General features: G+C 63.0%; 27 protein-coding genes. 15 read left to right on the plus strand and 12 right to left on the minus strand.

All coding sequences use genetic code 11. The annotated features are described in order from the left end of the window. Positions 1-109 precede the first annotated feature (109 nt). The 5 genes from VSR68_RS12525 to VSR68_RS12545 all read left to right on the plus strand — a co-directional run bounded on the left by VSR68_RS12525 (position 110) and on the right by VSR68_RS12545 (position 3,554). Positions 110-700: an XRE family transcriptional regulator gene (locus tag VSR68_RS12525; protein WP_342940146.1), complete on the plus strand. Its 591-nt coding sequence runs from the start codon at positions 110-112 to the stop codon at positions 698-700. Next, positions 697-1,224 carry a GNAT family N-acetyltransferase gene (locus VSR68_RS12530; RefSeq protein ID WP_342940147.1) on the plus strand — a complete coding sequence of 176 codons (528 nt, stop codon included), beginning with the start codon at positions 697-699 and terminating at the stop codon, positions 1,222-1,224. The genes VSR68_RS12525 and VSR68_RS12530 overlap by 4 nt, the downstream gene beginning before the upstream one ends. Before the next feature lie 122 nt (positions 1,225-1,346). After that, positions 1,347-1,811, plus strand: coding sequence for a hypothetical protein (locus VSR68_RS12535; protein WP_342940148.1), 465 nt, complete (start codon positions 1,347-1,349; stop codon positions 1,809-1,811). 352 nt (positions 1,812-2,163) lie between these two features. Further along, positions 2,164-2,691, plus strand: coding sequence for an ankyrin repeat domain-containing protein (locus VSR68_RS12540; RefSeq protein WP_342940149.1), 528 nt, complete (start codon positions 2,164-2,166; stop codon positions 2,689-2,691). Beyond that, on the plus strand, positions 2,688-3,554 hold the full coding sequence (locus VSR68_RS12545; protein WP_342940150.1) for an LD-carboxypeptidase: 867 nt from the start codon (positions 2,688-2,690) through the stop codon (positions 3,552-3,554). Before VSR68_RS12540 ends, VSR68_RS12545 begins: the two co-directional genes overlap by 4 nt. Here VSR68_RS12545 and VSR68_RS12550 read toward each other — a convergent pair. Then, on the minus strand, positions 3,551-4,090 hold the full coding sequence (locus VSR68_RS12550; protein ID WP_342940151.1) for a hypothetical protein: 540 nt from the start codon (positions 4,088-4,090) through the stop codon (positions 3,551-3,553). The genes VSR68_RS12545 and VSR68_RS12550 overlap by 4 nt on opposite strands. A 243-nt stretch (positions 4,091-4,333) precedes the next feature. Between VSR68_RS12550 and VSR68_RS12555 the strand changes: the two genes are divergently transcribed. Beyond that, positions 4,334-5,632, plus strand: a complete 1,299-nt coding sequence (locus tag VSR68_RS12555) for a sugar efflux transporter (RefSeq protein WP_342940152.1) — start codon at positions 4,334-4,336, stop codon at positions 5,630-5,632. Positions 5,633-5,899: 267 nt separating this feature from the next. Beyond that, positions 5,900-7,441, plus strand: coding sequence for a hopanoid C-3 methylase HpnR (hpnR, locus tag VSR68_RS12560; protein WP_342940153.1), 1,542 nt, complete (start codon positions 5,900-5,902; stop codon positions 7,439-7,441). A 39-nt stretch (positions 7,442-7,480) separates the two neighbouring features. Here the strand turns inward: hpnR and VSR68_RS12565 are convergent, their stop codons facing one another. The 3 genes from VSR68_RS12565 to VSR68_RS12575 all read right to left on the minus strand — a co-directional run bounded on the left by VSR68_RS12565 (position 7,481) and on the right by VSR68_RS12575 (position 9,180). After that, entirely contained in the window at positions 7,481-8,221 is a 741-nt protein-coding gene (locus VSR68_RS12565) for an SDR family NAD(P)-dependent oxidoreductase (RefSeq protein ID WP_342940154.1), read from the minus strand. A gap of 178 nt (positions 8,222-8,399) precedes the next feature. Then, on the minus strand, positions 8,400-8,681 hold the full coding sequence (locus VSR68_RS12570) for a DUF6723 family protein (protein ID WP_342940155.1): 282 nt from the start codon (positions 8,679-8,681) through the stop codon (positions 8,400-8,402). Between the two features lie 160 nt (positions 8,682-8,841). Beyond that, positions 8,842-9,180: a hypothetical protein gene (locus VSR68_RS12575; protein WP_342940156.1), complete on the minus strand. Its 339-nt coding sequence runs from the start codon at positions 9,178-9,180 to the stop codon at positions 8,842-8,844. Positions 9,181-9,471: 291 nt separating this feature from the next. Here VSR68_RS12575 and VSR68_RS12580 point away from each other — a divergent pair, with 291 nt between their 5' ends. Then, complete coding sequence (locus VSR68_RS12580) at positions 9,472-9,624, plus strand: DUF6496 domain-containing protein (protein ID WP_177200307.1); 153 nt, start codon at positions 9,472-9,474, stop codon at positions 9,622-9,624. Between the two features lie 177 nt (positions 9,625-9,801). Here the strand turns inward: VSR68_RS12580 and VSR68_RS12585 are convergent, their stop codons facing one another. Beyond that, entirely contained in the window at positions 9,802-10,212 is a 411-nt protein-coding gene (locus VSR68_RS12585; protein WP_342940157.1) for a GFA family protein, read from the minus strand. A gap of 228 nt (positions 10,213-10,440) precedes the next feature. On the opposite strand from VSR68_RS12585, the gene VSR68_RS12590 reads away from it, so the two are divergent. Both VSR68_RS12590 and VSR68_RS12595 read left to right on the plus strand, forming a co-directional pair. Next, positions 10,441-12,219, plus strand: coding sequence for a hybrid sensor histidine kinase/response regulator (locus VSR68_RS12590; protein ID WP_342940158.1), 1,779 nt, complete (start codon positions 10,441-10,443; stop codon positions 12,217-12,219). 410 nt (positions 12,220-12,629) lie between these two features. Next, complete coding sequence (locus tag VSR68_RS12595) at positions 12,630-13,610, plus strand: zinc-dependent alcohol dehydrogenase family protein (protein WP_342940159.1); 981 nt, start codon at positions 12,630-12,632, stop codon at positions 13,608-13,610. A gap of 27 nt (positions 13,611-13,637) precedes the next feature. On the opposite strand, the gene VSR68_RS12600 is transcribed toward VSR68_RS12595, so the two are convergent. The 4 genes from VSR68_RS12600 to VSR68_RS12615 form a co-directional block, all read right to left on the minus strand. After that, positions 13,638-14,507, minus strand: a complete 870-nt coding sequence (locus VSR68_RS12600) for a LysR family transcriptional regulator (protein WP_342940160.1) — start codon at positions 14,505-14,507, stop codon at positions 13,638-13,640. A 353-nt stretch (positions 14,508-14,860) separates the two neighbouring features. After that, positions 14,861-15,388 carry a hypothetical protein gene (locus tag VSR68_RS12605; protein WP_342940161.1) on the minus strand — a complete coding sequence of 176 codons (528 nt, stop codon included), beginning with the start codon at positions 15,386-15,388 and terminating at the stop codon, positions 14,861-14,863. A gap of 215 nt (positions 15,389-15,603) precedes the next feature. Next, positions 15,604-16,080, minus strand: a complete 477-nt coding sequence (locus VSR68_RS12610; RefSeq protein WP_342940162.1) for a nuclear transport factor 2 family protein — start codon at positions 16,078-16,080, stop codon at positions 15,604-15,606. 22 nt (positions 16,081-16,102) lie between these two features. Next, the gene (locus VSR68_RS12615; RefSeq protein ID WP_342940163.1) at positions 16,103-16,735 is read right to left on the minus strand and encodes a TetR/AcrR family transcriptional regulator; all 633 of its coding nucleotides are present in this window, start codon (positions 16,733-16,735) and stop codon (positions 16,103-16,105) included. A 128-nt stretch (positions 16,736-16,863) separates the two neighbouring features. Between VSR68_RS12615 and VSR68_RS12620 the strand changes: the two genes are divergently transcribed. Next, positions 16,864-17,535, plus strand: coding sequence for a YceI family protein (locus VSR68_RS12620; protein WP_342940164.1), 672 nt, complete (start codon positions 16,864-16,866; stop codon positions 17,533-17,535). Between the two features lie 13 nt (positions 17,536-17,548). Here VSR68_RS12620 and tdh read toward each other — a convergent pair whose 3' ends face one another. Next, entirely contained in the window at positions 17,549-18,577 is a 1,029-nt protein-coding gene (tdh, locus tag VSR68_RS12625) for an L-threonine 3-dehydrogenase (protein ID WP_342940165.1), read from the minus strand. Between the two features lie 18 nt (positions 18,578-18,595). After that, entirely contained in the window at positions 18,596-19,795 is a 1,200-nt protein-coding gene (locus VSR68_RS12630) for a glycine C-acetyltransferase (RefSeq protein ID WP_342940166.1), read from the minus strand. Positions 19,796-19,956: 161 nt separating this feature from the next. Between VSR68_RS12630 and VSR68_RS12635 the strand changes: the two genes are divergently transcribed. The 3 genes from VSR68_RS12635 to VSR68_RS12645 all read left to right on the plus strand — a co-directional run bounded on the left by VSR68_RS12635 (position 19,957) and on the right by VSR68_RS12645 (position 22,218). Continuing rightward, complete coding sequence (locus tag VSR68_RS12635) at positions 19,957-20,571, plus strand: XRE family transcriptional regulator (RefSeq protein WP_342940167.1); 615 nt, start codon at positions 19,957-19,959, stop codon at positions 20,569-20,571. An 87-nt stretch (positions 20,572-20,658) separates the two neighbouring features. After that, positions 20,659-21,048, plus strand: coding sequence for a DUF2471 family protein (locus VSR68_RS12640; protein ID WP_342940168.1), 390 nt, complete (start codon positions 20,659-20,661; stop codon positions 21,046-21,048). A gap of 111 nt (positions 21,049-21,159) precedes the next feature. After that, positions 21,160-22,218 (plus strand): tyrosine-type recombinase/integrase, encoded by a 1,059-nt coding sequence (locus VSR68_RS12645; protein WP_342940169.1) that lies wholly within the window; start codon positions 21,160-21,162, stop codon positions 22,216-22,218. A 79-nt stretch (positions 22,219-22,297) separates the two neighbouring features. On the opposite strand, the gene VSR68_RS12650 is transcribed toward VSR68_RS12645, so the two are convergent. Further along, the gene (locus tag VSR68_RS12650; RefSeq protein ID WP_342940170.1) at positions 22,298-23,503 is read right to left on the minus strand and encodes a DNA-binding protein; all 1,206 of its coding nucleotides are present in this window, start codon (positions 23,501-23,503) and stop codon (positions 22,298-22,300) included. Between the two features lie 1,998 nt (positions 23,504-25,501). Between VSR68_RS12650 and VSR68_RS12655 the strand changes: the two genes are divergently transcribed. After that, positions 25,502-26,851 carry a replication initiation protein gene (locus VSR68_RS12655; RefSeq protein WP_342940171.1) on the plus strand — a complete coding sequence of 450 codons (1,350 nt, stop codon included), beginning with the start codon at positions 25,502-25,504 and terminating at the stop codon, positions 26,849-26,851. The last annotated feature ends 9 nt before the right edge of the window (positions 26,852-26,860 follow it).

The following is a 26,860-nucleotide window of genomic DNA, read 5'->3' on the forward strand; positions in this document are numbered from 1 at the left end:
AGGCGTCCGGGCATTGTGCCCGAAGCCGTTTGCACTTTCGCATACGGCCGTGACGAAACCGCACACCCTCTCCAGCATGCTGGATTTTTGATCCAGTATGCTGGACGACATGGACATCAACACCCTGATTGCGCGGCGCGTTCGCGAACTGCGCGACGCCCACGGTTTGTCGCTCGAAGCCCTCGCGGAAGCGAGCGGCGTGAGCCGTTCGAACATTTCGCTGATCGAGCGCGCGCAGAGCAGCCCGACGGCCGCCGTGCTCGACAAGCTCGCGACCGCGCTCGGCGTCGCGCTGGCGTCGCTGTTCGAGGCCCGCGCGGCGCCCGCCGAGCCGCCGTCGCCGCTCGCGCGCGCGGACACGCAGGCGGTATGGACCGATCCCGCGTCCGGCTATACGCGCCGCAGCCTTTCGCCGGCGCTGCCTTCGCCGATCCAGTTAGTGGAGGTTCACTTCCCTGCCGGTCAGCGCGTCGCCTACGAAACGGGCACGCGCGACACCGAGATTCATCAGCAGATCTGGCTGATCGAAGGCGCGATGGAGATCACAGCCGGCGACGAGCACTGGCGGCTCGAAGCGGGCGATTGCGTGGCGATGCGCGTCGATTGCCCAACCGTATTCCGCAACCCGACGCGCAAGCCGGCGCGCTATCTGGTGGCGCTGTCGATGGCGCCTCGTTCACCCGTGAGGAGAAGCGCATGACGCAAGCAATCCGCGTGCGGCGCGTGGCCGCGCATGAAGCGGCGCAATGCGTCGACGAACTGGCCGATGTGCTGATCGATTGCGTCGACGGCGGCGCATCCGTCAGCTTCATGCAGCCGCTGGCGCGCGACAAGGCCGTCGCGTTCTGGCGAATGATCGCGGATGGCGTCGAGCGCGGCGAGCGCGCGCTGCTGGTCGCCGAGGACGGCGACGGGCGCGTCGTCGGCACGGTGCAACTGGTGCTCGCGCAGCCGGACAACCAGCCGCATCGCGCCGACGTCGCGAAGATGCTCGTGCATCGCCGCGCGCGCCGGCGGGGCGTCGCGCAGCAGTTGATGGCGGCCGCCGACGCCGTGGCCCGCGACGAACGCAAGACCGTGCTCGTGCTCGACACGGTGACGGGCGGCGACGCCGAGCGCCTGTATGCGCGCGCGGGCTGGCAGCGGGTCGGCGAGGTGCCGAGGTACGCGTTGATGCCGGATGGATCTTTCTGCGGAACGACCTTTTATTACAAGCACCTTTAGCGCGACTCGACTGAAACGGAAAGTCGATCTTCGACAAACGTTTGCGAATTTGCGAAAACAGCCCTTAATCTTTTCCGCCGCGCGCCGTTATCGCGAGAGCATTCCCACTACTCGCAGGCGACATGGCCAAGACCATTCCGTTTCCCGGCGGCAACCAGGCGGCGCGCGCGCGGCAGGCGAAGGCATTGCTGTTGCCCATTCCACGCAGCATGGCCGCTGAGCTGATCCTGCCCGTCCACATCGCGCTCGACGCGCTGCGGCGCGGCGCAGGCAGCAAGAGCGCCGCGCAGACGCTCACGCAGACGATGCTGCTCGCCGGCTTTCTGTGCGATCTCGGCTACGGCGCGATGACCTACGACCAGCTGCGAACCGCCGATCAGGCGATGGCGGCCACGTTCGATCATGGCCACGCGACTGACGAATGGCGTCTCGACGAAGCGCACGTCGAGCTGCTCGCGCACATCGTCAGCACTTACGACGCGCAATTGCAGCGCGCGCCGCTCAGCGCGCTCACGGATGCGAGCGCCCGCCTCGACCGCATCATCGCGAACGGCGACGCCGAGCCGACGCTGCGCAAGCAGGCCTGACAAGGACGCCTTTCCGCTCCCGAACCTTCTCACCGTTGGGGTCGGAGCGTGTATCGACAGCGGCAAGCGCACATTGCCTGTATCCTCTGCTGTTACCGACGCGCCGCGCGAGTGGCCGCATCATCATCTTGTGTGGGAAGGGAGCAAGCGCTGAAGAAGCCAGCTCGCGTCGACCGCGGACAAACTGCATGAGACGGCAGTAAGCGTCAAAGCGCCAGCTCCCTTAGACCGCAGACAAACTGCATGAGACGGCACTAAGCGCCAAAGCGCCAACCCCTTAGACCGCAGAGCAAATGCATGGGACGGGAGTGAGCGCCAAAGCGCCAAGTCCCGTCAACAGCGGAGAGGCTTCATGACAGACGACAAGCGCAGCCCCGAAAACATCGATCCCGATCTGCTCGAAGTAGCGCGCGAAATATTCGACTGCGCGCGCCGCGGCGAAGCGAACACGCTGGCCGCCGTCATCGAGAAAGGCGCGCCGCCGAATCTGCGCAACGAGAAAGGCGACAGCCTCGTGATGCTCGCCGCCTATCACGGTCACGCCGATGCCGTGCGCGTGCTGCTCGAACGCGGCGCGGACCCGAACCTGCGCAACGACAACGGACAGACGCCCATCGCGGGCGCGGCGTTCAAGGGTTTCAAGGATGTCGTCGAGACCTTGCTCGCGCATGGCGCGGACGTCGAAGGCGCGTCGCCGGATGGACGCACGGCGTTGATGATCGCCGCGATGTTCAATCGCACCGAAATGGTCGAACTGCTGCTCGCGCATGGCGCCGATCCGAACGCGCGCGATGCGAACGGCGTCTCGCCCGCCGACGCCGCGAGCCGCATGGGCGCGCCCGACACGGCCGCGCTGCTCGCGAAGAAGGCGGGCGCATGAAGCTCGCGGGCAAGACCGTCGCCGTCGTCGCGCCTGCGGGCGTGCCCGATATGGAGCACGTCGAGCACAGCATCGCGCTGCTCGAAAGCTGGGGCCTGCGCGTGCACGTGGGCGCGCATGTGCGCGACCGCTATCGCTATCACGCGGGCAAGCACGAAGACCGCGCCGCCGATCTGCACCGCGCGCTGACCGATCCATCCGTCGATATCGTGTGGATCGCGCGCGGCGGTTATGGCAGCGTCTATTGCCTGCACGCGTTGCCGCCGGAAGTGCCCTGCGCGAAGACGGTCGTCGGCTTTTCGGACGCGACGGCGCTGTTCGGCGCGCTGCACGGGATGCCCAATGTGCGCGTCATCCACGGTCCGACGTTGAACGGGCTCGCGACGAAACTCGACGACGCATCGCGCGACAGCATGCTCGCCGAGCTGCGCGAGGAACGCGCCGCGCCTGTGCCACTTCAACGTCTGCACGGTCCGGGCACATCGCGTGTCGAAGGTCGTCTTGCGGGCGGCAACATCACCATGCTCGCCAGTCTTGCAGGCACGCAATGGCAGGCGCGCTGCGACGGCGCGATCGTGCTGCTCGAAGACGTGACGGAGCTCGCCTATCGCATCGACCGGAGCATGATGCAGTTGCGCGAAGCGGGCGTGTTCGATGGCGCGCGTGCGTTCGTGCTCGGCGATTTCATCCGCTGTCCGCTGCCCGACAATGCGGACTTCACGCTGCACGACATGCTCGTCGATCTGCTCAAGCCGTATGACGTGCCGATCTATGCGGGCTTTCCGTTCGGTCACGGCACGCGCAATCACGCGTGGACGTATGGCGCGCACGCGGTGATCGAAGGCGATCAGCTGGTTCGCTAGCGGGCCAGTTGCGCGAGAACGCGTTGGACGATGTCGATGTCGGGCGCGTCTGCCGCGTCTGCTTTCAGCGACTCGCGCGCGCACCACGGATACGGCAAGCGGCTCGCCCAACGCAACAGGCTGTCGGCGGATGCTTTCGGCAGCGTCGCCATTTCTTCGATCGTGATGTGCAGCCGTGTCAAGCATCGCGCTTGCGAATCGCCCGTCCAGTCGTAGCGGCCATAACCGATGCGCGCCGCACCCGTTCCCTTTTCCGTCATGCAGACGAGCCAGTCGCATGAAAACTCGCGCTGCCCATCGGCGGGCATCGCGCCGACACAGAACGTATAAACGTTCTCGTACTTCTGCGCGAAATCGCTGACCAGCACCGATGCAATCGCATCGCGTCCCTGTGCCTGCTGCGGAAAGGCGATGGCCGCTGTCTTCACGGTCATCGCAAGCGATGCATCGTGTGCGAACGCATCCGTCAGAAGATGCGGACGATTGCCGTCCTTCGCGTAGAGGTACGATTCGATTGCGTCTTTGAGATTGGGCATCGGTCAAACCATGTCGGTAAAAACGAGCCGGTCAGTCTAAGCCCATCGAGTCATTGCGCGTCGCTTGCCCTTGACGCGGGCACGGACTCTCGCCGCCTCGCGAATGCCACGCGCATTCTTTGCACAACATGACACAACATGACGAAACGGGCGTTGCACGTGAAGCGCTCGCGTTCGACAATGCCTCTTCCTTGCCGCGTTCCCGCTCGCGCGCGCATCCCACAGTTCGAACACGCGCCCTCGATGAACTCCCGCTTCGGCCGTCTCACGCGCATCCATTCCTTCATGCCGCTTGCCGGCGCGACGCTGATGCTGGGCATCGCGATATCGTTCACCGCGCCGTATCTGTCGCTGTTCGGCGTCGAGCAGGCGGGCATGACGCCGCTGAAGCTCGGTCTGTTCATGACGCTGATCGCAGCGAGCGGCGTCATCGCTAGCGCGTGGGCGGGCAAATGGTCCGACAGGCATGGACATCATCGCGGGTTGCTGCTCGCGGCACTGATCGCCGCGTCGCTCGGCTTCTTGCTGCTTTGTTTCGTTCGCAACTATGGGGCGCTGCTCGCTATCGGCGTCGCGTTTCTCGGCGCGGGCGGCTCGTCGATGTCGCTGGTGTTCTCGTTCGCGCGCGCCGCGCTGCCCGTGCGAGACGAAGCGGAGCGCGCGTTTGCGCTGGCGACGCTGCGCACGGTGCTGTCGATGGCGTGGGTATTCGGCCCGTCGGTGGGCGCGCTCGTGCTCGCGGGCGCGGGCTACTACGGGCTCTTTCTGTTCGCCGCCGCGTCCTTCGCCGCATGCGGCGCGATCGTATGGCGCATGCGCGAATCGCCCGCCGGCGATCCGCACAGCGCGCCGACACACTACGCGGGCGACCCCGCTTCATCGCTCGAAGTAACGACGCCCGAACCCGCCGAAGCGCCGCCGCCCTCGCCTCCCCATGCACCCGGCACGCAGCGGCAGATCTGGCGCTCCATCGTCGCGCTGACCCTGATCGGTCTTGCCGCCAACGCGACGATGATCGTGCTGCCGCTTTATGTCGTGCACGGCCTGAAGGGCACGCGGCTCGACGTGTCGATCATGCTCGGCCTCGGCGCGTTCCTCGAAATTCCGATGATGCTCGCGCTCGGCGCGCGCGGCTCCACGCTCGTCAAGCTGAACTGGCTCGCGGCCTGCGCGGCCGTGCATGTCGTGTATTTCATTGCCGTCGCGGCAGCGGGCACGGTCAACGTGCTGATTCCGATGCAGGCGTTCAATGCGTTCGTCGTGGCCGTCACGTCGTGTCTCGGCATGACGTACATGCAGGACTTGATGCCGCGCTCGCCGGGCGCGGCCACGGCGCTGTTCTTCAACGCGTCGCGGGTCGGCTCGATTCTGTCGGGCGTGTTGTCGGGTGTGCTCGTCGCGGGTCTTGGCTATCGCGGAACGTTCCTCGTCTGCGGATGCCTCGCGCTCGGCGCGCTCATCCTGTTCGCCGATCCACCGTGGAAGCGCATCGCACGACGCATGCGCGACGTGTGGGACGACTGGCGGCATCCGGCGCAATGAGCACGCGAAGCGGCGATGCGCTCGCCGCATCGCCGGCGCGTCAGCGATGCAACACATGTCACGCGCTCCCGAAAACCCTCACTTTCACGCCGATACGTCCGCTTGCGAGCAGCCTCAGGCGATGAACAGTAGAATCGGATGGAGCCTTCGCGGTGAGGTCCGGCAGGACGCACAGGCTCGGCAGTCGACCCATACCAGGGATACCAGCACGAAAGCGCGGCACGTCACGCGATAGCTCGCGGCGCGCCCCTTCGCCAAGGAGATCTCATGAAGGTGCTCGCTGTTCACCCAAGCGGCCTGATGTACACGCGCGTGTATCTGCGGCTCGAACCGCTCGGACTCGAAACCGTCGCGGCCGTGATACGCGAAGCCGGACACGATATCCGCCTGATCGACCTGCAGGTCGAAACGCATCGCGATCTGTACAAGCTGATGCGCACGTGGCGTCCCGACGTGGTCTGCTTCTCCGGCAACTATCTCGCCAACATTCCCGAAATCATCGATCTGTCGAAGGCCGTCAAGGCGCAGCAGCCGGCGTGCTTCGTGTTCGTCGGCGGGCATAGCGCGTCGTTCACGGCGAAGGACATGCTCAGGCACGCGGACGGCGCGATCGATTGCGTGCTGAAGGGCGAAGGCGAAGCGAAGGTCGTCGAGCTGCTGGATGCCGTTGCGCGCAACGACGATCTCTTGCGCATTCCGGGCGTCGTCACCCGCGAAGGCGAAGGGCCGCCGCCCGGCTTCACCGAAAGCCTCGATCACATTCGTCCGGCGCGCGATCTGCTGCGGCATCGGCGCAAGTACTTCATCGGCGTGCTCGACCCGTGCGCATCGATCGAGTTTGCGCGCGGCTGTCCGTGGGATTGCACGTTCTGCAGCGCGTGGACGTTCTATGGCCGCAGCTATCGTTCGCGCAGCCCCGAAGTCGTGGCCGACGAACTGGCGTCGATCCGCGAGCCGGGCGTGTTCATCGTCGACGATGTTGCGTTCGTGCATGCGGATCACGGCATGGCGATCGCACGCGAAGTGGAGCGGCGCGGCATCCGCAAGAAATACTATCTGGAGACGCGCGGCGACGTGCTCTTGCGCAACAAGGCAGTCTTCGAGCGTTGGCGCGGGCTCGGTCTGCAATACATGTTCATCGGCCTCGAAGCAGTCGATGCCGAAGGGCTCAAGGCGTTTCGCAAGCGCATCGACGTCGACAGGAATTTTGAAGCGCTCGAATTTGCGCGCTCGCTCGGCATCACGGTCGCGGTCAATCTGATCGCCGATCCCGACTGGGACCACGAGCGTTTCGAGACGATCCGGCAATGGTGCCTGGAGATTCCGGAGATCGTGAACATCAGCGTGAACACGCCGTATCCGGGCACCGAAATCTGGCTGCGCGAACAGCGCCATCTGACGAGCCTCGATTACCGGCTCTACGACATTCAGCACGCCGTGCTGCCGACGAAGCTGCCGCTACCCGAGTTCTACGGCGAACTGGTGCGCACGCAGCAGGTGCTCAACCGCAAGCATCTCGGCTGGGGCGCGCTCTATCGTGCGGCAGGCGAAGCGGCTTCGCTGCTGATGCGCGGCCAGACGAATTTCGTGCGGATGCTGTGGCGCTTCAACTCGGTGTTCAATCCGAATCTGCAACTGCGCGATCATGCGCGCGAAGTGCGCTACGAGATGACGCCGCCGCCCGCGCAGACGCCCGAACAAAGCAACGTCAAGGTGCTTTACGTGCACGGCCCGACGGGACGCAAGGGCCGCAAGATCGACGACGCGACGGAAACGTTCGTCGATCAGAGCCGCATGGGTGCAGGTTAGCGTCAACTATCATCAAGCTCGCCGCCTGCGTTCGAACGCTTAGAACGGCTCCTTGAACGGCCGCAGATCGATTTCATGCGTCCACGCGGACGGGTGCTGAAGATGAATCTGCCAATACGCCTCGGCGATCGCATCGACATTCAGCAGCCCGTTCTCGCCGCGCTCGTTCGCCACTTGCGGACGCGCATTGTGCAGACGCTCGCCGTCGATGCCGCCGTCGATCACCACATGCGCGACATGCAGCCCGAGCGGCCCGAACTCGCGCGCCATGCTTTGCGCAACCATCCGCAGCCCCGCTTTCGCCGCCGCGAAGTGCGCGAAGCCGGGCTTGCCGCGCAGACTCGCCGATGCGCCCGTGAAGATCACCGTGCCGCGTCCGAGCGGCGCGAGCCGCCGCGCCGCCTCGCGTCCGACGAGAAAGCCGCCGACGGGCCCCGAGCGAAGGAAGTCCTCCATCTGCTCTTGCGTCAGGTCGCGAAACGGCACATAGCGGTTGTTGCCGACGTTGTAGACGACGAGCGAAGGCACGTCGACATCGTCGGGCGGCGACATCGCCTTGTCGAACAGACGCATGACGTCGGCTTCCGATGCGCCGTCCATCACGAACGATTCCGCCGATTCGCCGCGACTCGCGATGTGCTTCGTCACGGCATCGAGCTTCGCCTGCGTGCGGCCCGCGACGATCACGTGATATCCGTTCGCCGCGATCTTTCTGCACAGCGCCGCGCCCAGACCGAGTTCGGCGCCCACGCCGATCACCATTGCGCTATTCCGCCTCATCGCGTCTCTCCGCTGACGTTCTTCATTGTCCGCGCGCCGTGCAGCACGGCGCATTGAAACCGTCGCGCGATTATAGGCACCGAACGCGAACCGCCGCCCGTGAAACGACACGCGCGGCAGCGGCCGTTTTTCTGATCTGCCGAGATGTCGAAGCGCCCGCTCGCAAGCGCGAATGGCGTCAAGGCTCGGGGTTGTCGAGATCCGACCTCACGACCATTTCGCCGTGGCGCTGCGCGGCCTCGCGCGCCTGATCGCCGTCGATGAACGGCCCGATGTCGGGCGCGCCCGCAAAAGGGAACAGCAGCCGCCCGTCGGTTTTGCGCACGACCTTCAACTGCCCCATGTACGACCCTTCCGTCGTGCGGCGGTAGGTGGCGTAGATCTGGTAATCGTCCGGCGACTCGGGTTTCGAGGCCACAGTGTCGCGTGCTTTCGGGAAAATCATCCGTGGCCTTGTCATCTTGCAACTCCAGGGTTGAATGCCGGGCTCGGGTTGTTGCCGGCATATCGGTTGAAATGACGCAATGTCTCGCGTGACCTCGCTTGACAAGTGCGGGGCGCGCACATTGCGGGTCGGTTCATGCTGTACTGCTGCGCGCGGCGTCGATGCGCCGTCGGCGTCAATGCACATTGCCGCCGCCGCCCGGCTTGCCGATGCCCGGCACGCGCTGATCGCCGCGGGCGCGGCCCGGATTGGGAACGCCCGCGTCGGATGCGGCCGCGCCCGTCATGCCGGGCGTCGACGACTGCTGTGGCTGCGGCGTCTTCAGTTCGCCAGAAGTGACGCCAGGCGTCGCCATCGACCTATCGCTCTGCGTCGCGGGATGCGAGTCTGTCTGCGCGTAATAGACCACCGGCGCGACTGCGGGCGCGACTACGGGCGCGGCGGCCGGCGCCGCGACCGAGGCACCGGCAAAGATTGCCGCCGTCGCGCCGCCTGCAAGGGAAACCGTATTCACGACATGCTCCTTCGTTTGGCCTGTCCGGAAACGCTCAGCAAACCACGTTCCGCTTTGCCGGCGGCGCTTCACGGCGGCGTTTGCGGCTGGCTTTGCGACTGCCTTGCGACTGCGCCTTATGACTGCACCCGATGCGCAGATTCACAGATTCGCATGCACGTTCATGCGTATTCCGCGATTGCCGACGCGAGCGGCGCATGCTCCCGGCGGGAACGATGCATGCTCGGATATCAGTGATGACGCAGCGAAACGGCTGCGCGTTTGCCACATCGATCGAAAAAGGAGAACGCCATGCCACTGAAGAGAGGCACGTCGAAGGAAACCGTCTCGCACAACATCAAGACGGAAAAGAAGGCGGGCAAATCGCAGAAGCAGTCCGTCGCGATTGCGCTGAATCAGGCGCGTAAGTCTGGTGCGAAGATTCCGAAGAAAAGCGAGAAGTAGGCTCGCATCGTTTGCTCGAGACGCGGGCGGAGCGATCTGCCCGCGCGATGCGCCGACGGCTTCGGCGAGCGAGCCCAGCCGGCGGCGCCTTTTTCTTTCCAGCGCTTTTTCGAGCGCTTTCCAGCTTTCTTATCTCTTACGCGAAGCACGGGACGCGAGCGACGCGAAACGCGCGCGTTACCGCGTGCGCTCCTCGTCATACTCCGGGCGCACGCCGCGCGGCAGCCACGGTTCCTTGCGGACGCACCACAGTTCGTAGTCCGGCTCGAACAGGCCTGTCTCGTCGAACGCCCCGAGCGGCACGTCGATTTCGTCGCGATCCGCGTACATCATGAACGCGACCGATCCGCACGCCGGGCAGAAGTGACGCCGCCCCTGTTCGGAGCTTCGCCATTCGCGCGTGCTGCCCGTCAATGCGACGGCATCGCGGTGAAAAATCGCGTACGAACCGAACGCCGATCCGTGCACGCGCCGACATGTCATGCAATGACACATGCCGACTCGTATCGGCGCGCCCACCGCGCGAAAGCGCACGGCGCCGCATGCGCAACCGCCTTCATGGATTTGCTGCTGGGACTCGTGACTCATCGTGTCCTCCATCGGGTGAAGCCTCATGCTGCTGCACGAAGCCAGTCGGCGTCAAACGTTGCCAACCCCACAAATCCGGGCACCTGTGCAGGCGCAACGCCTATACTTCGGTAACGGTCGGACCGGCGCTTTGCCGGCTCGCCGGCCACTTCACACGAGCGTATTGACGCCGGCTACGGACCCCGACAAGCGGATCTGGCCGTCGCTAACCATCACCCTTCCAGCACCATGAGCGACGGCATCGAAAGCGCCCGCCGTGCAGGCGTACTACGTACCGGCGACCTGAGCGAACGCCCCGCGCGCACACCCGACCATGCCGCAGAAGTGCGAACGCTGGTCACGGTAGCAGGCGCGCAAACAGGGCGCCGCGACACGCTGCTGCAAGCCATCGCCGATGCCGCGCTCGCGTCGTGCCGCGCAGGCAGCGCCGGCATCAGCCTGCTCGAAACCACGAGCGAAGGCGAAGCGGTATTCCGCTGGCGCGCGGTCGCGGGGGCTTGCGCGGGCCTCGAAGGCCAGACGACGGCGTGGGCCGAATGCCCTTGCGGCGTGACGCTGCAGCTCGGCGCGCCGCAACTGTTCGTCGATCCGCAGCGGTACTTCACGAGCCTGGGCGAAGCCGGCGCGATGATGACGGAAGGCATCATTACGCCGATTCCCGCGCGCGGCGCCGACTCGAAACAGCTAGGCGCGATCTGGGTTGCGTCGCACGACGACCATCAGTTCGACCGCGAGGACGTGCGTCTGCTCGGCAATCTCGCGGTGCTCGCGGGCGCCGCCCTGACGCTGCTCGATGCGCAACAGGCGGCCGAAGCGGAAGCGGCGGCCGCGCAACAGGCGCGACGCGCGCTCGAAGATGCGGCAAGCCGGCGCGACGAATTCATCGCGATGCTCGGCCACGAGCTGCGCAATCCGATGGCGCCCATCGACAGCTCGATCGCCGCGCTCAAGCTGCTGTGCGCGGGCGAAAAACCCGCTGACGAAGTGCTCGCCATCGCGCAGCGGCAGATGCGTCAGCTGCGCACGCTCGTCGACGATCTGCTCGATGCCGCGCGGCTGCGGCACGGCAAGCTCGCGATCAAGTTCAGCCGCACGTCGCTGAACGAGATCGTGTACGACGCCGTGACGGCACTCAAGCATCACATCGACGCGCGCAAGCATCGGCTCGTGATCGAAGGACTCGATGAGCCCGTATATGTGCGCGCCGATCACGTGCGGCTCAGCCAGGTGGTCGGCAATCTGCTGTCCAACGCCGCGAAGTACACGCCTGCGGGCGGCACGCTGCGGCTACGCGTGCAGGTCGATACGGATAGCCCGGCCATCGATCCCGAACGCGGCGGCATCGTGTCGATCGTCATCGAGGACAACGGCGTCGGCATGAGCCCCGAAGCGCTCGCGCATGTGTTCGAACTGTTCGCGCAATCGCCGTCGAGCATGCGCCGCTCCGAAGGCGGCCTCGGCATCGGGCTCGCGGTTGTGAAGCGGCTCGTCGAACTGCACGACGGCACGATTGCACTCGACAGCCTGGGCGTCGGGCGCGGCACGTTCGTGTCGCTGCGTCTTCCGATTCTCGATCGCGAGCCTGGACTCGCACCGGATCTGCCGATCGCGACGAGCGCCGCGCCGAGCCGCATTCTGCTGGTCGACGACAACGCCGATGCGCTCGACGCGCTGCATCTGCTGCTCGAACTCGAAGGCCACAACGTGATCGTCGCGCGCGGCGGACGCGAAGCGGTGCGGGTTGCCGCGAAGGAAATGCCGGAAGTCGGCATCATCGATATCGGCATGCCGGAGATGGACGGCTTCGAAGTGGCGCGCGCGATCCGCTCGAACCGGGATCTCGCGCATATATTCCTGATCGCGCTGACGGGCTACTCGTCGGAGTCGGACAAGTCGCGCGCGCTCGCGGCAGGCTTCGACTATCACCTGACGAAGCCTGTATCGATGGAACGGCTCGCCGATGTGCTGTCGCATCGCGACGGCAGAAACGTCAGCGGTCTTGTCTGATGAAATGCGCGCGATGAAGCGAAGGTGAGCGGGCGTGCGTTCGTCGACGTCACTTTTCGCCGGTCCCGCAAACTCTCACCTATCGCCGCTCGGCGCACTTCAACGCACTTTTGATGCTGCCCGCAAAGCCTTATGGAACAAGGGTTTGCGACTGGCATCGGTGCGCGCTCGAAGCGCTTTCGGCTCACTCCCGAATCTTCTCACCTTAATGGCATGCGCTTCGTCGAACCTGGGTTCCATTCGCAGACCCAGGTAAGGAACCGGCGAATGCCGATGCAACGCGCGCGGTCTTTCGAGGCCATGCATTTCCGTTTGGCCGTCGTGCTAAATCGTTGATTTACCAGGGTTCCGGCCCGGCCGATGATGTCTCGCATCAACAATTCATCTAACGGCAGGAGCCCATCACGTCCATGCAAGCCCTCGTGCTCAACCAGTACAACGGTCCGCTCGAACCGGCGACGCTGCCCATCCCGGAGCCCGCGCGCGGCCAGGTGCTGGTGCGGATTCACGCGAGCGGTCTGAATCCGCTCGATACGAAGATTCGCGCGGGCAACGCGGCCCATGCGTGCCATCCGTCGCCGCTCGTGCTCGGCATCGATCTCGCGGGCGTGGTCGTCGCGCTCGGCGCGGACGTGACTGCGTTCAAGACAGGCGACGAGGTGTACGGGATGACGGGCGGCGTCGGCGGCATCCAGGGTTCGCTCGCGCAATACGCGGCCGTCGATGCGCAACTGCTCGCGCACAAGCCATCCAATCTGTCGATGCGCGAAGCCGCCGCGCTGCCGCTCGCATTCATCACGTCGTACTCGGGCATCGTCGACCGCGCGCATCTGCGTGCCGGTCAAAGCGTGCTCGTGCAAGGCGGAGCGGGCGGCGTCGGGCATGTGTCGGTGCAGCTTGCGCGTGCGCTCGGCGCTCACGTCTTCGCGACGGCAAGCGCGCGCGATCACGATATCGTCGCGCGATTCGGCGCAACGCCGATCGACCACGCGTCGCGCAGCGTCGAACAGTACGTCGACGAACTGACGAGCGGCGAAGGATTCGATCTCGTCGTCGATACCGTCGGCGGTGCGGCGCTCGATGCATCGTTTGCGGCCGTCAGGCATTTCGGCCATGTGGTGAGCGCGCTCGGCTGGGGCACACATGCGCTCGCGCCGTTGTCGTTTCGCGAGGCGACGTACTCGGGCGTGTTCACGCTTTATCCGCTGCTGACGGGCAAGCATCGCGCGCATCATGGCGAGATGCTCGCGCAAGCGACACGCCTTGCCGAGCAACGCAAGCTCACGCCGCGCCTCGATCCGCGCCGCTTCAATCTCGCATCTGCCGAGCGTGCATACGATGCGATCACGCAGCGCACCGCGCGCGGCAAGATCGTCGTCGAAATCGATTGATGACTGGATTGATGGGCGGCTGGCCGTTCACACGTTCGCGAGCCGTTCGATCACGTGATCGAGCAGTGCGCGCAAACGTGCAAGACGCTTCAGGTCGCGATGATAGCCGAGCCATACATCGCGGCCCGGCGGCGCTTCGCCGAGATCGATGCGCCGCAGGCCCGGCGTGTTGTCGCCGAGCGGACACGGCAGCACCGCGAAGCCGCCGCCTTCGGCACACATGTGCGCCTGCGCGCCGCGGTTGTTGCTTGCGTAGGCGACGTGCGCGTTCGGCAGCATCTGCCTGATCCATGCGACGTCGGGCAACTCGCCGAACGCGGTATCCATCGTGATCAGCGACTGGCCCTTGCCGTCGCCGCGCACGGGCGCGACGAGATCCATGCGTCCGTAGAGCGCGTAATCCATATGCATCAGCTTGCGCTGGATGATGTCGGGTTCGTCGAACGGCGTGATGCGAAACACCAGATCGGCTTCGCGGCGCGCGAGATTGTAGCGGCGCGAATCGGTGATCAGCTCGATCGACATCTGCGGATGACGCGCAAGAAACGCCGCGAACACAGGCGTGAGCACATGAATGCCGTACCAGTCCGATGACGAGACGCGCAGTCCGCCCGACAGTTGCTGCTCGCTGCCCGCGAGCGATCGCATGAACGCGTGCGCTTCTTCTTCCATGCGCTCGGCGTAGACGAGCACGGCATGGCCTTCGTCGGTGAGCACGAAGCCATCGGCCGTGCGTTGAAAGAGCGAGTGGCCAACGGCTTCTTCGAGCGCGCGCAAGCGTCGGCCCATCGTCGGCTGCGTCTGTCCGAGCTGGCGCGCAGCCGCGCCCAGCGTGCCGCAACGAGCGATCGCAAGGAAGATTCTCACGTCGCTCCAGTCCAGTTTCGAATCGTTCATAGACGCTCTTCGCTCCATGCGATCGCCCACGTTGCCTGCGATTATGACGGGCGACGGCACGCTTGCGGTGATCGTCGCGTGTGTCGATCGCGCGCGGTCGGGTCGCAAAGGTGAGCGCTTTCGGGAGTACGGCGCCTTGCGATTCAATACCCGAAAAAGCTCACCTTTGAAGCGACGCGCGGCTTTTTCACAGGTGCTCGCGCATGCGTGCCGAACGATTTACGCCTTGTTTTAGCGTGTTTTTTGCGCTTGAGGTGAATCGCGTGTTATGTCTGTCGATCACCATCGACGCTACTCCCGAAAAGCCTCACCTCAGCCGCACGAACGCAAGTCGCGCGTTCAGTGAAGCACGCTCAGAACTTCACCTTCACCTGGAAGCCGATCGTGAACGGGAGGTTATCGGAAGGAATCGGCGGAACGACGATGAAGTTCGCGCCGACGCGTTTGTATTCGACCATCACGATGGGCGCGACGACGGGACCGATCGTGTGATCGTGGCCCAGGCCCCAGCTGCCGTAGTTGTAGCCGGAAATGATGCCGCCGATCGCAGCCAGGCGGATGATGCCCCAGTGCACGAACTCGGGCGCCCAGACGGCGCCGCCATACCACGACGGACGGCGCAACGAATTGCGAAAACCGCCCCCTGTCAGCGCCCATTGCCCGTTGAGCCAGCATTCGACGCCGAGTCCTGGATTGAACTGCTCGAAGTCGGTGCCCGGGTCTGGATTGATGTGATATGAGGCGAGCATCGCATCGACCCACACGCCTCCGCTGCACCAGTCGGCTGCACGCGCGCCCGATGCCCCCATCAAACCGATGCCTGCTATCACCCCCGCCACGCATGCACGACGTATCTTGTTCTTGATCTTTCCAAACGGCATGTGCTCTCCGCAACCGGTCGCGCGCCGGCGTCATCGATGTCGCAATGAGTGTCGAATTGCTTTCCCGTCGCGCACTGTACCCCACAACGATGATGTCGATGTGGAGTGTGCGCTCGGAACGACAACGCGCTCGCAGACGGCAACGATAGCGAAAGAACGATGACAGCCAGGTGAATGCGTTGAGCGCGCAATCACCCGGACGACATGCGTGAGACTTAAAGGCCGAGATCCGACAGCCCCGGATGATCGTCCGGACGACGGCCGAGCGGCCAGCGATACAGTCGTTCTTCTTCGCGGATCGGCTTGTCGTTGATGCTCGCGTGCCGATACGCCATCAGTCCGTTCTCGTCGAACTCCCAGTTCTCGTTGCCATACGAACGGTACCAGTTGCCCGAATCGTCGTGCCACTCATAGGCGAAGCGCACGGCGATGCGGTTATCGGTGAACGCCCACAGCTCCTTGATCAGCCGGTAGTCGAGTTCCCTCGCCCACTTGCGCTGCAAGAACGCGACGATCTCCGCACGCCCTGTCGGGAACTCCGAACGGTTGCGCCATTTGCTTTGCGGCGTGTAAGCGAGCGACACGCGTTCCGGCTCACGCGTATTCCATGCATCTTCCGCGGCGCGTACTTTCTGGATGGCCGTCTCGCGCGTGAACGGCGGGACGGGCGGACGTCTTTCGATTTCGGCCATGATGTTTCCTCGTTGAATTGCGTCAGGTGGACCTTCGCCCGTTCGGCGAACGGGTGCTTTCACTTGCGGCATCGAGCAGATGCGTGGCGGCCGCGCGCGCATCGAGTGCGGCATCGGCGTCGCCGCTTACGAGCGCGACGCCAATCGCGCCGTCGATCAGGATCAGCCATTGACGCGACAGACGCGCCGCGCGCCGGCCGTCGCCGCCCGTCGACGCGACGTATTCGTCGCATTGCGCGCGCACGAATTCAAGCAGACGCTCCTTGTGTTCGCGCGCGACGACGCGAATCGGATCGTCAGCCGACGCGATCTCGCCCGACGCATTGAGAAACGCGCAGCCATGAAACGATTCCGACGCAAACCATTCGCGCAATACATCGAACATCGCGAGCAGACGCGCACGCGGATGCTTGCCACGGCGCAGCGTGCTTTCGCTGAACCACGTCATCCAGCGTTCGTCGCGCCTTTCGAGCGCAGCCGCCACCAGCGCATCTTTCGATTCGAAGTGCGTGTAGAAGCTTTTGCGCGCGGTGCCCGACTGCCGGACGATCGCATCGACGCCCGTTGCGTGAATGCCGCCCGCGTAGATCAGGGCTTCCGTTGCATCGAGCAGACGTTCGCGCGCGTTGGAGGTAGTGTCATCGGAGGTAGTCATGTGTGAAGGGTAGAACGATCATTCTACCTCGTCAAGTTTTTGTGCGATGTGGAATGTCCAGTTCGCTATCGGCGCGTTCGCGCGGCTTGCATTATCGTGTTGGGTAATTGTTCAAAAGGATGAGTGTCATGAGCATCGTTTTTCGCCGTCCTGCGCTTGCGGCCCTGCTTGGCCCTTTCCGTGCCGCTGCGTTTTCCGCTATCTTTGCCGCGACGTTGGGCGCCTGCACGCCGCTGCAGGTCGTCACGCATACCGTCACGGCGACGGAAGCGCGAGTGCCCGTCGGTCAGTACAAGCTCGATCAGCATCACACGAGCGTCACGTTCGACGTCGATCACCTCAAGTACACGCGCTTCACGATGCGGTTCGATCGCGTGGCGGGTCAGCTCGACTGGAAGGAAGGCGGGCTCGACAAGAGCCAGGTGACGGTGACGATCGACGCGGCGAGCATCGATACGAATGTCGCGCTACTGGACAAGATGGTGAAGGGTCCGGACATGCTCGATGCCGAGCGCAATCCGCAGATCCGTTTTGTCAGCACGCGTTTCGAACGCACGGGCGACGCGCGCGGCAAGCTGACGGGCGATCTGACGATACGCGGCGTGACGCAGCCGGTCACGCTCGATGTGACGTTCAACGGGTATGGACGCGATCCGCTGACGAAAGCCGATACGCTCGGCTTTTCCGCGGACGGCCGGTTCAGCCGTTCGAAGTTTGGTCTGACGACGTGGTATCCCGCCGTGGGCGATGACATTCACGTCGTCATTCAGGCAGAGGCCGCGCGTCCGCCCGCAGGCTGAACGCGCGCGCTCATCATGCCGTCCAGTCGAGGATGACTTTGCCGCTTTCGCCGGAGAGCATTGTCGCGAACGCTTCTTCGTAATCGTCGACGGCAAAGCGATGCGTGAGAATCGGCGAGAGATCGAGTCCGCTTTGCAGCATCGCGACCATCTTGTACCAGGTCTCGAACATCTCGCGGCCGTAAATGCCCTTGATTTCGAGGCCTTTAAAGATGACCTGCGTCCAGTCGATGGCCGTTTGCGCAGGCGGAATGCCGAGCAGCGCGATCTTGCCGCCGTGGTTCATCGCTTCGAGCATCGACGTGAACGCGCTCGGCACACCCGACATTTCAAGGCCGACGTCGAAGCCCTCCGTCATGCGCAGATCGCTCATCACGTCACGCAGCGAGTCGCGCGACACGTTCACCGCGCGCGTCGCGCCCATCTTGCGCGCGAGGTCGAGCCGGTAATCGTTGATGTCGGTGATCACGACGTTGCGCGCGCCGACATGCTTCGCAATCGCCACGGCCATGATGCCGATCGGGCCCGCACCTGTAATGAGCACGTCTTCGCCGACGAGATTGAACGAGAGCGCCGTGTGCGTCGCGTTGCCGAACGGATCGAAGATCGCGGCGAGATCGTCGGAGATTTCAGGCGGAATCTTGAATGCGTTGAACGCGGGAATCACGAGATATTCGGCAAACGCGCCCTCGCGATTCACGCCGACGCCGACTGTGTTGCGGCACAGATGCCGGCGCCCCGCGCGACAGTTACGGCAGAAGCCGCACGTGATATGCCCTTCGCCCGAGACGCGATCGCCGATCGAAAAGCCGCGCACTTCCTGGCCCATTTCGACGATTTCGCCGACGTACTCGTGACCGACATGCATCGGCACAGGAATCGTTTTTTGTGCCCAGTCGTCCCACTTCCAGATGTGAATATCGGTGCCGCAGATCGCGGTGCGCGTGATGCGGATCATCACGTCGTTGTGACCCACTTCGGGCTTCTTCACGCGGGTCAATGTGAGGCCCGGTGCGCGTTCGAGTTTTGCCAGTGCTTTCATTGCTATTGATGTCCCGTTTCAGATCACGCCAAGCGAACGGCCTACGCGCGCAAACGCATCGACGGCCCGATCAATCTGTTCCGCCGTGTGCGCGGCGCTCATCTGCGTGCGAATGCGCGCGCGGCCCTTCGGCACGACGGGATACGAAAAGCCGATCACGTACACGCCTTCTTTCAGCAGCGCATCGGCCATGTTCGACGCGAGTTGCGCGTCGCCGAGCATCACGGGAATGATCGGATGCTCGCCCGGCACGAGCGTGAAGCCATGCGCGCTCATCGCCTGACGGAAGTGTGCGCCGTTTGCACGGACGCGTTCGCGCAACTGCCTGCCTTCATCGCTCGCGAGCAGTTCGAGCACTTTCAGCGATGCAGCCGCGATGCTCGGCGTGAGCGTGTTCGAAAACAGATACGGACGCGAACGCTGACGCAGCAGATCGACGATTTCCTGACGCGCCGCGACGTAGCCGCCTGAAGCGCCGCCAAGTGCCTTGCCCAGCGTGCCCGTGATGATGTCGATGCGATCGGTCACGCCGCAATGCTCGGGCGTGCCGCGTCCGTGTTCGCCGATAAAGCCGACAGCGTGCGAATCGTCGACCATCACGAGCGCGCCGTAGCGGTCCGCGAGATCGCAAATGCCTGCGAGGTCGGCGATGATGCCGTCCATCGAAAAGACGCCGTCCGTCGCGATCAGCTTGAAGCGCGCGCCCGCCGCATCGGCTTCGCGCAGCCTCGCTTCGAGATCCACGAGGTCGTTGTTCTTGTAGCGGTAGCGCTTCGCTTTCGACAGCCGCACGCCGTCGATGATGCTCGCGTGATTGAGTTCGTCGCTGATGATGGCGTCGTTGTCGTCGAGCAATGTTTCGAACAGGCCGCCGTTTGCATCGAAGCAGCTCGAGTAGAGAATGCAGTCGTCCGTTTTCAGGAACGCGGATAACGCACGTTCGAGTTCCTTGTGAACGGTCTGCGTGCCGCAAATGAAACGCACCGACGCCATGCCGAAACCGTCCTTGTCGAGCCCTTCTTTGGCAGCAGCGATCAGGCGCGCATCGTTCGCGAGGCCGAGATAATTGTTCGCGCAGAAGTTCAGCACATCGGCGCCGCTGTCGAGACGAATGTCCGACGATTGCGGGCTCGCGATCACGCGTTCGGTCTTATGAAAACCATCGGCGCGGATCTGGTCGAGCGTATCGCGCAGATGCGCGAGGAAAGGGTCTCGCATGAAAGGGCTCCTTGAATGGCCGACTTTTCAACGCTACGCCAACGCGCGATGTGCGGCAACGCGGCGGCCTGTTATAGTCGGCGATCGGTTTTTATCGGAAATTTTCGTTTTTTCGAACTAAAGTTCGATATGTCGAACAACTCTAAACGATAGGTCTGGAAATGGCAAGTTCGGGAACGCGCCGGGGGGCGTCGGGTACGGCCGTCGCCGCGGCGCCAGGGGCGGCTGCGCCGCCGCGCGTCGGCGAGCAGATTCAACGGTTGCGCAGTGAACGCAAGATGACGCTTGACGATCTGTCGCGCGCGGCGGGCGTGTCGAAATCGATGTTGTCGGAAATCGAACGCGACAAGGCGAATCCGACGATTGCCGTCGCGTGGCGACTGACGAATGCGCTCGGCGTCAGTCTGGATTCGTTATTCGCGCCGCAAAAAGCGCCGGAGCCGATTGCTGTCTCCGGTCCCCACGACATTCCGACGCTGAGCGGCCACGAAGCCAGATATCAGTTGCGCGTGTGGGGGCCGATCGAGCTGGCTGGCAAGTTTGAATGGTATGAATTGACGCTCCAGGCGGGCGGCGCACTGGTGTCGAATGCTCACGAGCCGGGTACGCGCGAACATTTGACGGTTTTGCATGGCGTCATCGATATCGACGCGGCGGGAACCACGAAGCGTCTGAAGGCCGCGGATACGGCGCGCTACGTCGCCGACGAACCACATGCGATCCGTAACGCCGGTAAGGGCGAAGCGAAGGCCTTGCTGGTCGTGATCCACGGTTAAACCCGCACGATCCGTTCTTCGGCAATACGCCAGGTTGCGGCCGATACTGTATGTTTGTACAGTATACGCGACTGACGGAGCCGAAGAATGAACATCAACCAAGAACAGGATCTGGCGGCGCTGCGCTTCAAGTCGGCCGCGCGCGACCTCGAACATATCGTCCGGCATATCGCTGCGCGTTACATCGTGCAGCAGGTGCCGCTGACCTGGCGTCTTCTGCATGCGATCGAAGCGGAAGCGCTCGCCGATCTCGGTTTTGCCAGCCGGCACGATCCATTCATGCTCGCGCTATTTCAACGGCCAACCGATTTTCAATTCCCCGAGACGGACGATCCCGTCGACTTTGGGCAGTCGAATGCGTTGCCTGCTGTGTTTGCGTTCGCGGTCGCGGCATACGATGAAGCGCAAAAGTCGAACAGCAAGACGCCGAGGCGGCGGGCGGCGATTGGAAGTGTCCGGCGGGCTTGGGGTGGATAAAGCCTTGTTCGATATTGGCTTCGACATTTGCGGAGGGACAGCGCGCTTCGAGTTTATGCGCGTAAAGTCACCGGCTACAATCGTTTCACGCAACTAACGGAAGCATAGACGATGACCTCAGACGATCCTGTTGGGTCCGTTGGCCCGTCGCCCGGGGCAACGGACCTATTCGACCAGCAACGTCAAGACTGGCTCCTCGACCCGCGCACCGCATTCGACGCCTGGCTCGTGAGTCAGAATTTCCGCGAGTCGTCGGCGGAGGTCTATCGCGCTCAGTGGGGTCTTTTCCTCGAATGGCTGCAGGCTCGGCACAAAAACCTCGTGACGGTCGACATACGCTCGATTGCCGAATTCGTTGCCGGACTCTCGATACGCAAACCGCAGCGCGCCCGCTATCTGCGGTTGATCGAACGTGTGCTCGATCATGTGCGCGAAATTGAACTCGCCGCCACGAACCCGGCGCGCTTCATCGCTCAGGATGGCGAAGCGGAGTGGCGCAACGCGCGCGACAACGAGCCGACGGGTTTTCTCACGAGCACGGAACGGTCCGCATTGATCGCGCATCTCGCTTCGTCCGTCGCGCATCTGTCACCGGCACAACGCTGGCGCGAGCGTCGGGATCGCGCGTTGATCGCCGTATTTCTCGGCGGCGGCATCAAGACAGGGGAAGCGCGAACACTTCCGCTCGGATGTGTGACGGCCGGCTCGCCGTGGATCGTGATCGAAGCGGCGAACCCGCTTTTTACGCACCGGACGCGCCTGGCGCCGTTCGCCGTGTCGATCCTCAACACCTGGCTCGAAGAACGTAAGCACGCAGAATTGCCAGGTGATCTGGTTTTCCCGGCATCGCCATCCGGACGGCCGATGCACAAGGCGACCATGCTGCGAGCCGTTGACGCGTTGACGGAAGCGTCGGGAATCGGCCAGTCCCGAGATGCTCGCGCAAGCCCACATACGCTGCGCAACTCATTCGCAGCGGACCTGTTCGAAAGTGGGATGGAAGTCGAGGTCGTCGGGCAATGGCTAGGATTCGCCCAGGCCGTATCCGCGAATCGGCTGCATCGCGCGTGGAAAAACTGGGCTGAACAGCAGAAATTCGAAGAAGAAAGACAGCTCGCGGCGTCCGCCGCGTCTCCCGCGAATGCCGACGACATGCGGGACAACGGCTAGACGTATCCTGTAAACCTTCACCTTGGCGGTCCCGCAAAAACTCACCTTGACCGCCTTGAGAACGCTGAAAGCAAACCGATCATGACAAGGAGGCGCTTTGTGCCGGTGACATGAAGCGCGTCACTGCCGTCAGCCGCGAGCTACCCGTCCCCGATGAATGCTCGCATTCGGGACAAAGCAGCTCATAACGGCCGTCGACCTGAGACAGTTCGGGTTCACCTTCAGCGCATTTCGGACAACGGTGCGGGATTGCGACATGCCCGTCGACGGCTGTGCCGATCGACTCGAGTTCATTGCTACTCAACCTTCCCGCACCCGCCAGCTGACACAGCAATTCCGCGATGGCGGGGCTGACGCCCTGCTGGGCGCGCAGCGCAGCCATCTGGCGCGTCAAAAGATCGAGTTCCTCCGACTGCTCGCGCAACTGCGCGTCAAGCCGATCACCGCGTGCTTTCGCGGCCGCAAGTTGTTGGATGAAATCGAATTCCTTTCGGCTCGCGTCACGCACACCCGCCTGATAGGTCGCGGCCATCGCGCGCAGCGAATCGAGTTCCACAAGCATCGGCTTGACCCGGCGTTCGGCTTCGGCTACCGCGTCCTTGATCTGTTGCGCATAGTGTTCGGTGTTCTGGCGCATTTCTGTCTGCAGGCCGTCGAAACGATCGCGCAATCCTGCATTCGTCGATTGCTCGACGTCCAGGCGCCTGTGTAACGACTCGTTTTCGGCTTCGAGCCGGCGAACGGACGCTTTCAGCCCTTCCTGGTGGGCGGATCCATTGGTGCTGGCTGCGGCGAGTTGACTCTCAAGCACGCGTACGCGTTCCCACGCAGCGTCGGCACGGGCCTCGCTGCGCTGAATGGCTTCTTGGGAAACTTCCCGTCGGATCTTGCCCTCGTGTGAGTGACGCTCGGCGGCCGCGAGTATCGTTCTCAGTTCTTCGCGTTCCTCATCGAGCGAAGCCCTTGCATGCGCCAATGCGTCTTCGAATAACGCGCCAAGCAGCTCGCCCGCGCGTTCCTCGAGCGCCTTCGGAATGGCGCCACCGCCAATTCGCACGCGCGATGCGGAACGGATGCGCTCCCAGAAGCTGTCTATGTCTTTTGGTATGTCGCTCGCGCTGCCCGTTTGCGTAAGTTCGCGCACGGCGGCCATCGATGGCCGGATACCAAGGTCGAAAAAGAGTCGCTTACACGCGTGAAGTGATAATTCCTGACGACGTGCGCCATTCGCGCGCAGCGTGTCGAGTTCTTTTCGGATGGCCTGGCGCTCGTCGTCCAGATTCATGGCTGCCTCAAGGTCACGAAAGTCGAAGAATCATAACAATTTACGTAGTGCTTGTTACGAATTTCGTTCGACATGCGGCTTTAGCGCCACGAAGCCCCGATAGCTGCGGAATTCGGCGTTGTGAACCGGATTTGGCTTTCGAGTTCGTGAAACAAATCGAAGAGTGGCGGGTAAGTCTTTGTTATGACGGCATTTTAGTATATCGACGGGTGTTTTGGCACTGTTTCACGGAGCGCTTCGGGATTAGCGGAATGCTGTGCGGTATTGGAAAACTCGCGGGGCACGCGTTGAGAGTAATAAAAGTAAACACCTTTGAACCTTAATTAAAAACGTTAACGCCCGCTGAAAGCCTTATCGGATAAGGCGGTGCGCGGGATTGGGTGAAGCTTTACAGGAGACGTGGTGAGATTTCGCGGGATCATCCAGTGATGGGGTTCGGGAACACGGGTGAGCCGGCTCGGGAAGGGTCGTGAGTGGCTTCGGGAACGTCGCGAATCGGCCAATCGGCTGGAGGTGAGCGTTTTCGGGAGCTTAGCCAGATCAATCGTCCGTCAATGCTGACTAACGCTGTTCCGTCGGTGGCAGAAGCAGGTGAGCGGATTCAGGACGGCAATTCCAATAGGTATTGAGCTGATTTCGTAGGTGTCTCAGATGCTCGGTGAGCACTCGCGGGAGAAAATCGGACATCAAGGTGAGAATTTTCGGGACCCGGAGAGCTTTTGCGCTCGTGTTTGGGCCGCGCAATCTCGATAAGTGAGGATTTTCGGGAGCTGGTCGCCGTGAGTTTCCATCGGCAGGCACACAAAATGAGCGATTGTTGTGAGCATAAGCCTCGAAGGTGAGCGGATTCAGGAGAGAAGGCCCCATGCATATCTTGCGCCAGTTTTTGCGCTCGTAAATCGCGACGGTGAGATTTTACGGGAGTCGTGCGCGGCCGGTTTGCGCTCAAAGGTGAGGAAATGCAGGAGCATTGAAGCCGCAATCGCGCTGAGGTGTCGTATTAGCGCGGGTTGGACAACGGCGCCACAATCTGGTTGATTGTGGGAAGGTGAAGATTTTCGGGAGACTTGCGCGATCGGATTTTAGGCATCGCGGCGTTACTGATTCGGGCTGACGTGAGGGTTTCCGGGAGTTGCACGATGGATCCAGGCAGGGCGGCGCATATCTAAGTATCTAAATTTGCGGGGTTTTCACTTCGTCGCATACCAAAGGTGAGCTTCTTCGGGACGTTGGGCTGTCGATTCGCGGCGAGACAAAAGCTGGGTCTGGACCGGCCATAGGTGAGTGTTTTCAGGAGGTCTTTTGCGCACCCGATTTGCGCACGGGGCCAGGAAGCCCGTCCGGTACCGGATCGGGCATTCCCAAAGGTGAGAATATTCGGGGGAATGTGTTCGCGGTTGTCTGGGGCCCACCGCCGACCGAAAGCCAGGAGTCCACGTGTGTACATCTCCGAGTTTGTGTCTACGCCGGTTCTGCCCAGTGAATTTCCCTGTTTCGGCGGACTGGTCAGCCGGTGAAGGCGCGGCTCTTCGTTGGATCCGCCGGCCCTTTACTGACCGACTGACTTGATCGTAGTAGCGCCCCTCGATACCGCTCCTGGACGGCCGCGCTCCATACAGGGATTGACACGCGAGACCTGGATGGCTGGCCGATCGGCTAGCTGCGTCCGCGAAGTGGTCGGTCGCTGTCCTATCGATACGACGAACCGCAGCAACATCTGCACGCGTCGTTTATTTGCGACTTCCTCAAACGTGAGTCGTTACGGGAAGCCGTTTGGGCGGTCGCCGCGCGTGTGAAGCGAGCTTATGTCAGGCAATCCCACGACCATCAATGCCATGACAAAATGCGCCTGAAATCGAAAGGTGAGGTTTTTCGGGAGTGGCTCTGGGTGAGTCGGCGGCCGTAAACGCGTTTCACCCCAAGTCGGTGAGATAACCGCTATAGACGTGCATCACCACAGCCGGTATCCTTTCGCAAAATCTCTTCTCGACTCGACGCATGGCCACGAAGCGCGCGAAAAAAACCGATGTGGTGAGCCCCAGCTCCGCCGAATTGCGTAAGGCCGTCGAGGCGATTGCCATTCAGCCGAAAAGCGGCAAGATCACGCTGCTGACCCGCAAGCTGTTCAACGTGTTGCTCGCGGTCGCCCAGCAGGCGGATGAATCGGGCGACACCTATCGCGCGCTGCTGTCCGACATCGTCGCCAACTCCGCCTTCGATTCCAACGATACCGCACTCGTCAAGGAGCATCTGCGCCGGATGGTGTCGGTGCAGGTCGAGTGGAGCCAAGGCACATCGAGCCAGAAGCCGGGGCGCAAGTGGGGCATCTCGACGCTGATCGCCGACGCCGAAATTCTCGAGGATCCGGCGACGCGGCGCGTCTGGGTGGAATTCTCATTCGCGCCGAAAATCAAGAAGAAACTGCTCGATCCCGTGCAATACGCACGGCTGAGCCTCCAGTTCCAGAGCCAGTTGCGCAGCAGCGCGGGGTTGGCGCTGTACGAAATCTGCGTGCGCTACCTGACCAATCCCAGCCATCTGACGATGCGTGAGGCGTGGGAGTGGTGGCGGCCGATCCTGTCCGGCACGCCCGACATGGAAGCCGGCGACGAAGCCAAGCGCGAGTACAAGTATTTCAAGCGCGACTATCTGCGTCCGGCGATTGCGGAAGTCAATGCTGTTACGAATATCTTTGTCGAACTGATCGAACATCGCGAAGGCCGCCGGGTCGCGGAAATCCAGTTTCGCGTGACGGAGCGCAAGCAGCCGATGCTGGCGCTCGACGAGCATCCGAACGTCTTCGACAGTACGCTTGTCGATCGCATGGTGAAGATCGGCATCCCGCTCAAGGAAGCGCAGACGCTGTACGCCGACAGCGAGGAAAATCGCATCCGCGCCGCATTGCAAATGACGGAGCAGCGGATGCGCAGCACGACGCTGCCGCCCGTGCGCAGCGCGCCGGCGCTGTTCAAGGACGCTTTGAAAAAGGGTTACGCTCCGCCCGTCGACGCATTGCCTTCGACGCCCGCCGGCAAAGGTGCCGCAGCGGCACCCGCGGACGATCTGAAGGCGCGTCTGCTCGGCGAATACATGGCGTATCGGCGCAAGGAGGCGCAGGCGCTGTACGACGAACAAGGTGAAGCGGAGCGTGAACTGGCGCGTCACTCGTTCGAGGAAGACGAACTGCCGGGTCTGGGTGCCCATATGCGCGACGATTGGCGTCGACGCGGGCTTGAGTCGAAGCTGACGGAAACGGCGTTCTTCGACTGGCTCGCGCGCAGAACCTGGGGCGAGCCGACGGATGGCGATCTGCTTGCGTTCACATTGAGTCAGTCGCGCGCCGCCTGACAGCAATCT

The sequence above is a fragment of the Paraburkholderia phymatum genome (genome assembly GCF_038900715.1).
In the GTDB taxonomy this organism is placed as follows: Bacteria; Pseudomonadota; Gammaproteobacteria; order Burkholderiales; family Burkholderiaceae; genus Paraburkholderia; species Paraburkholderia phymatum_A.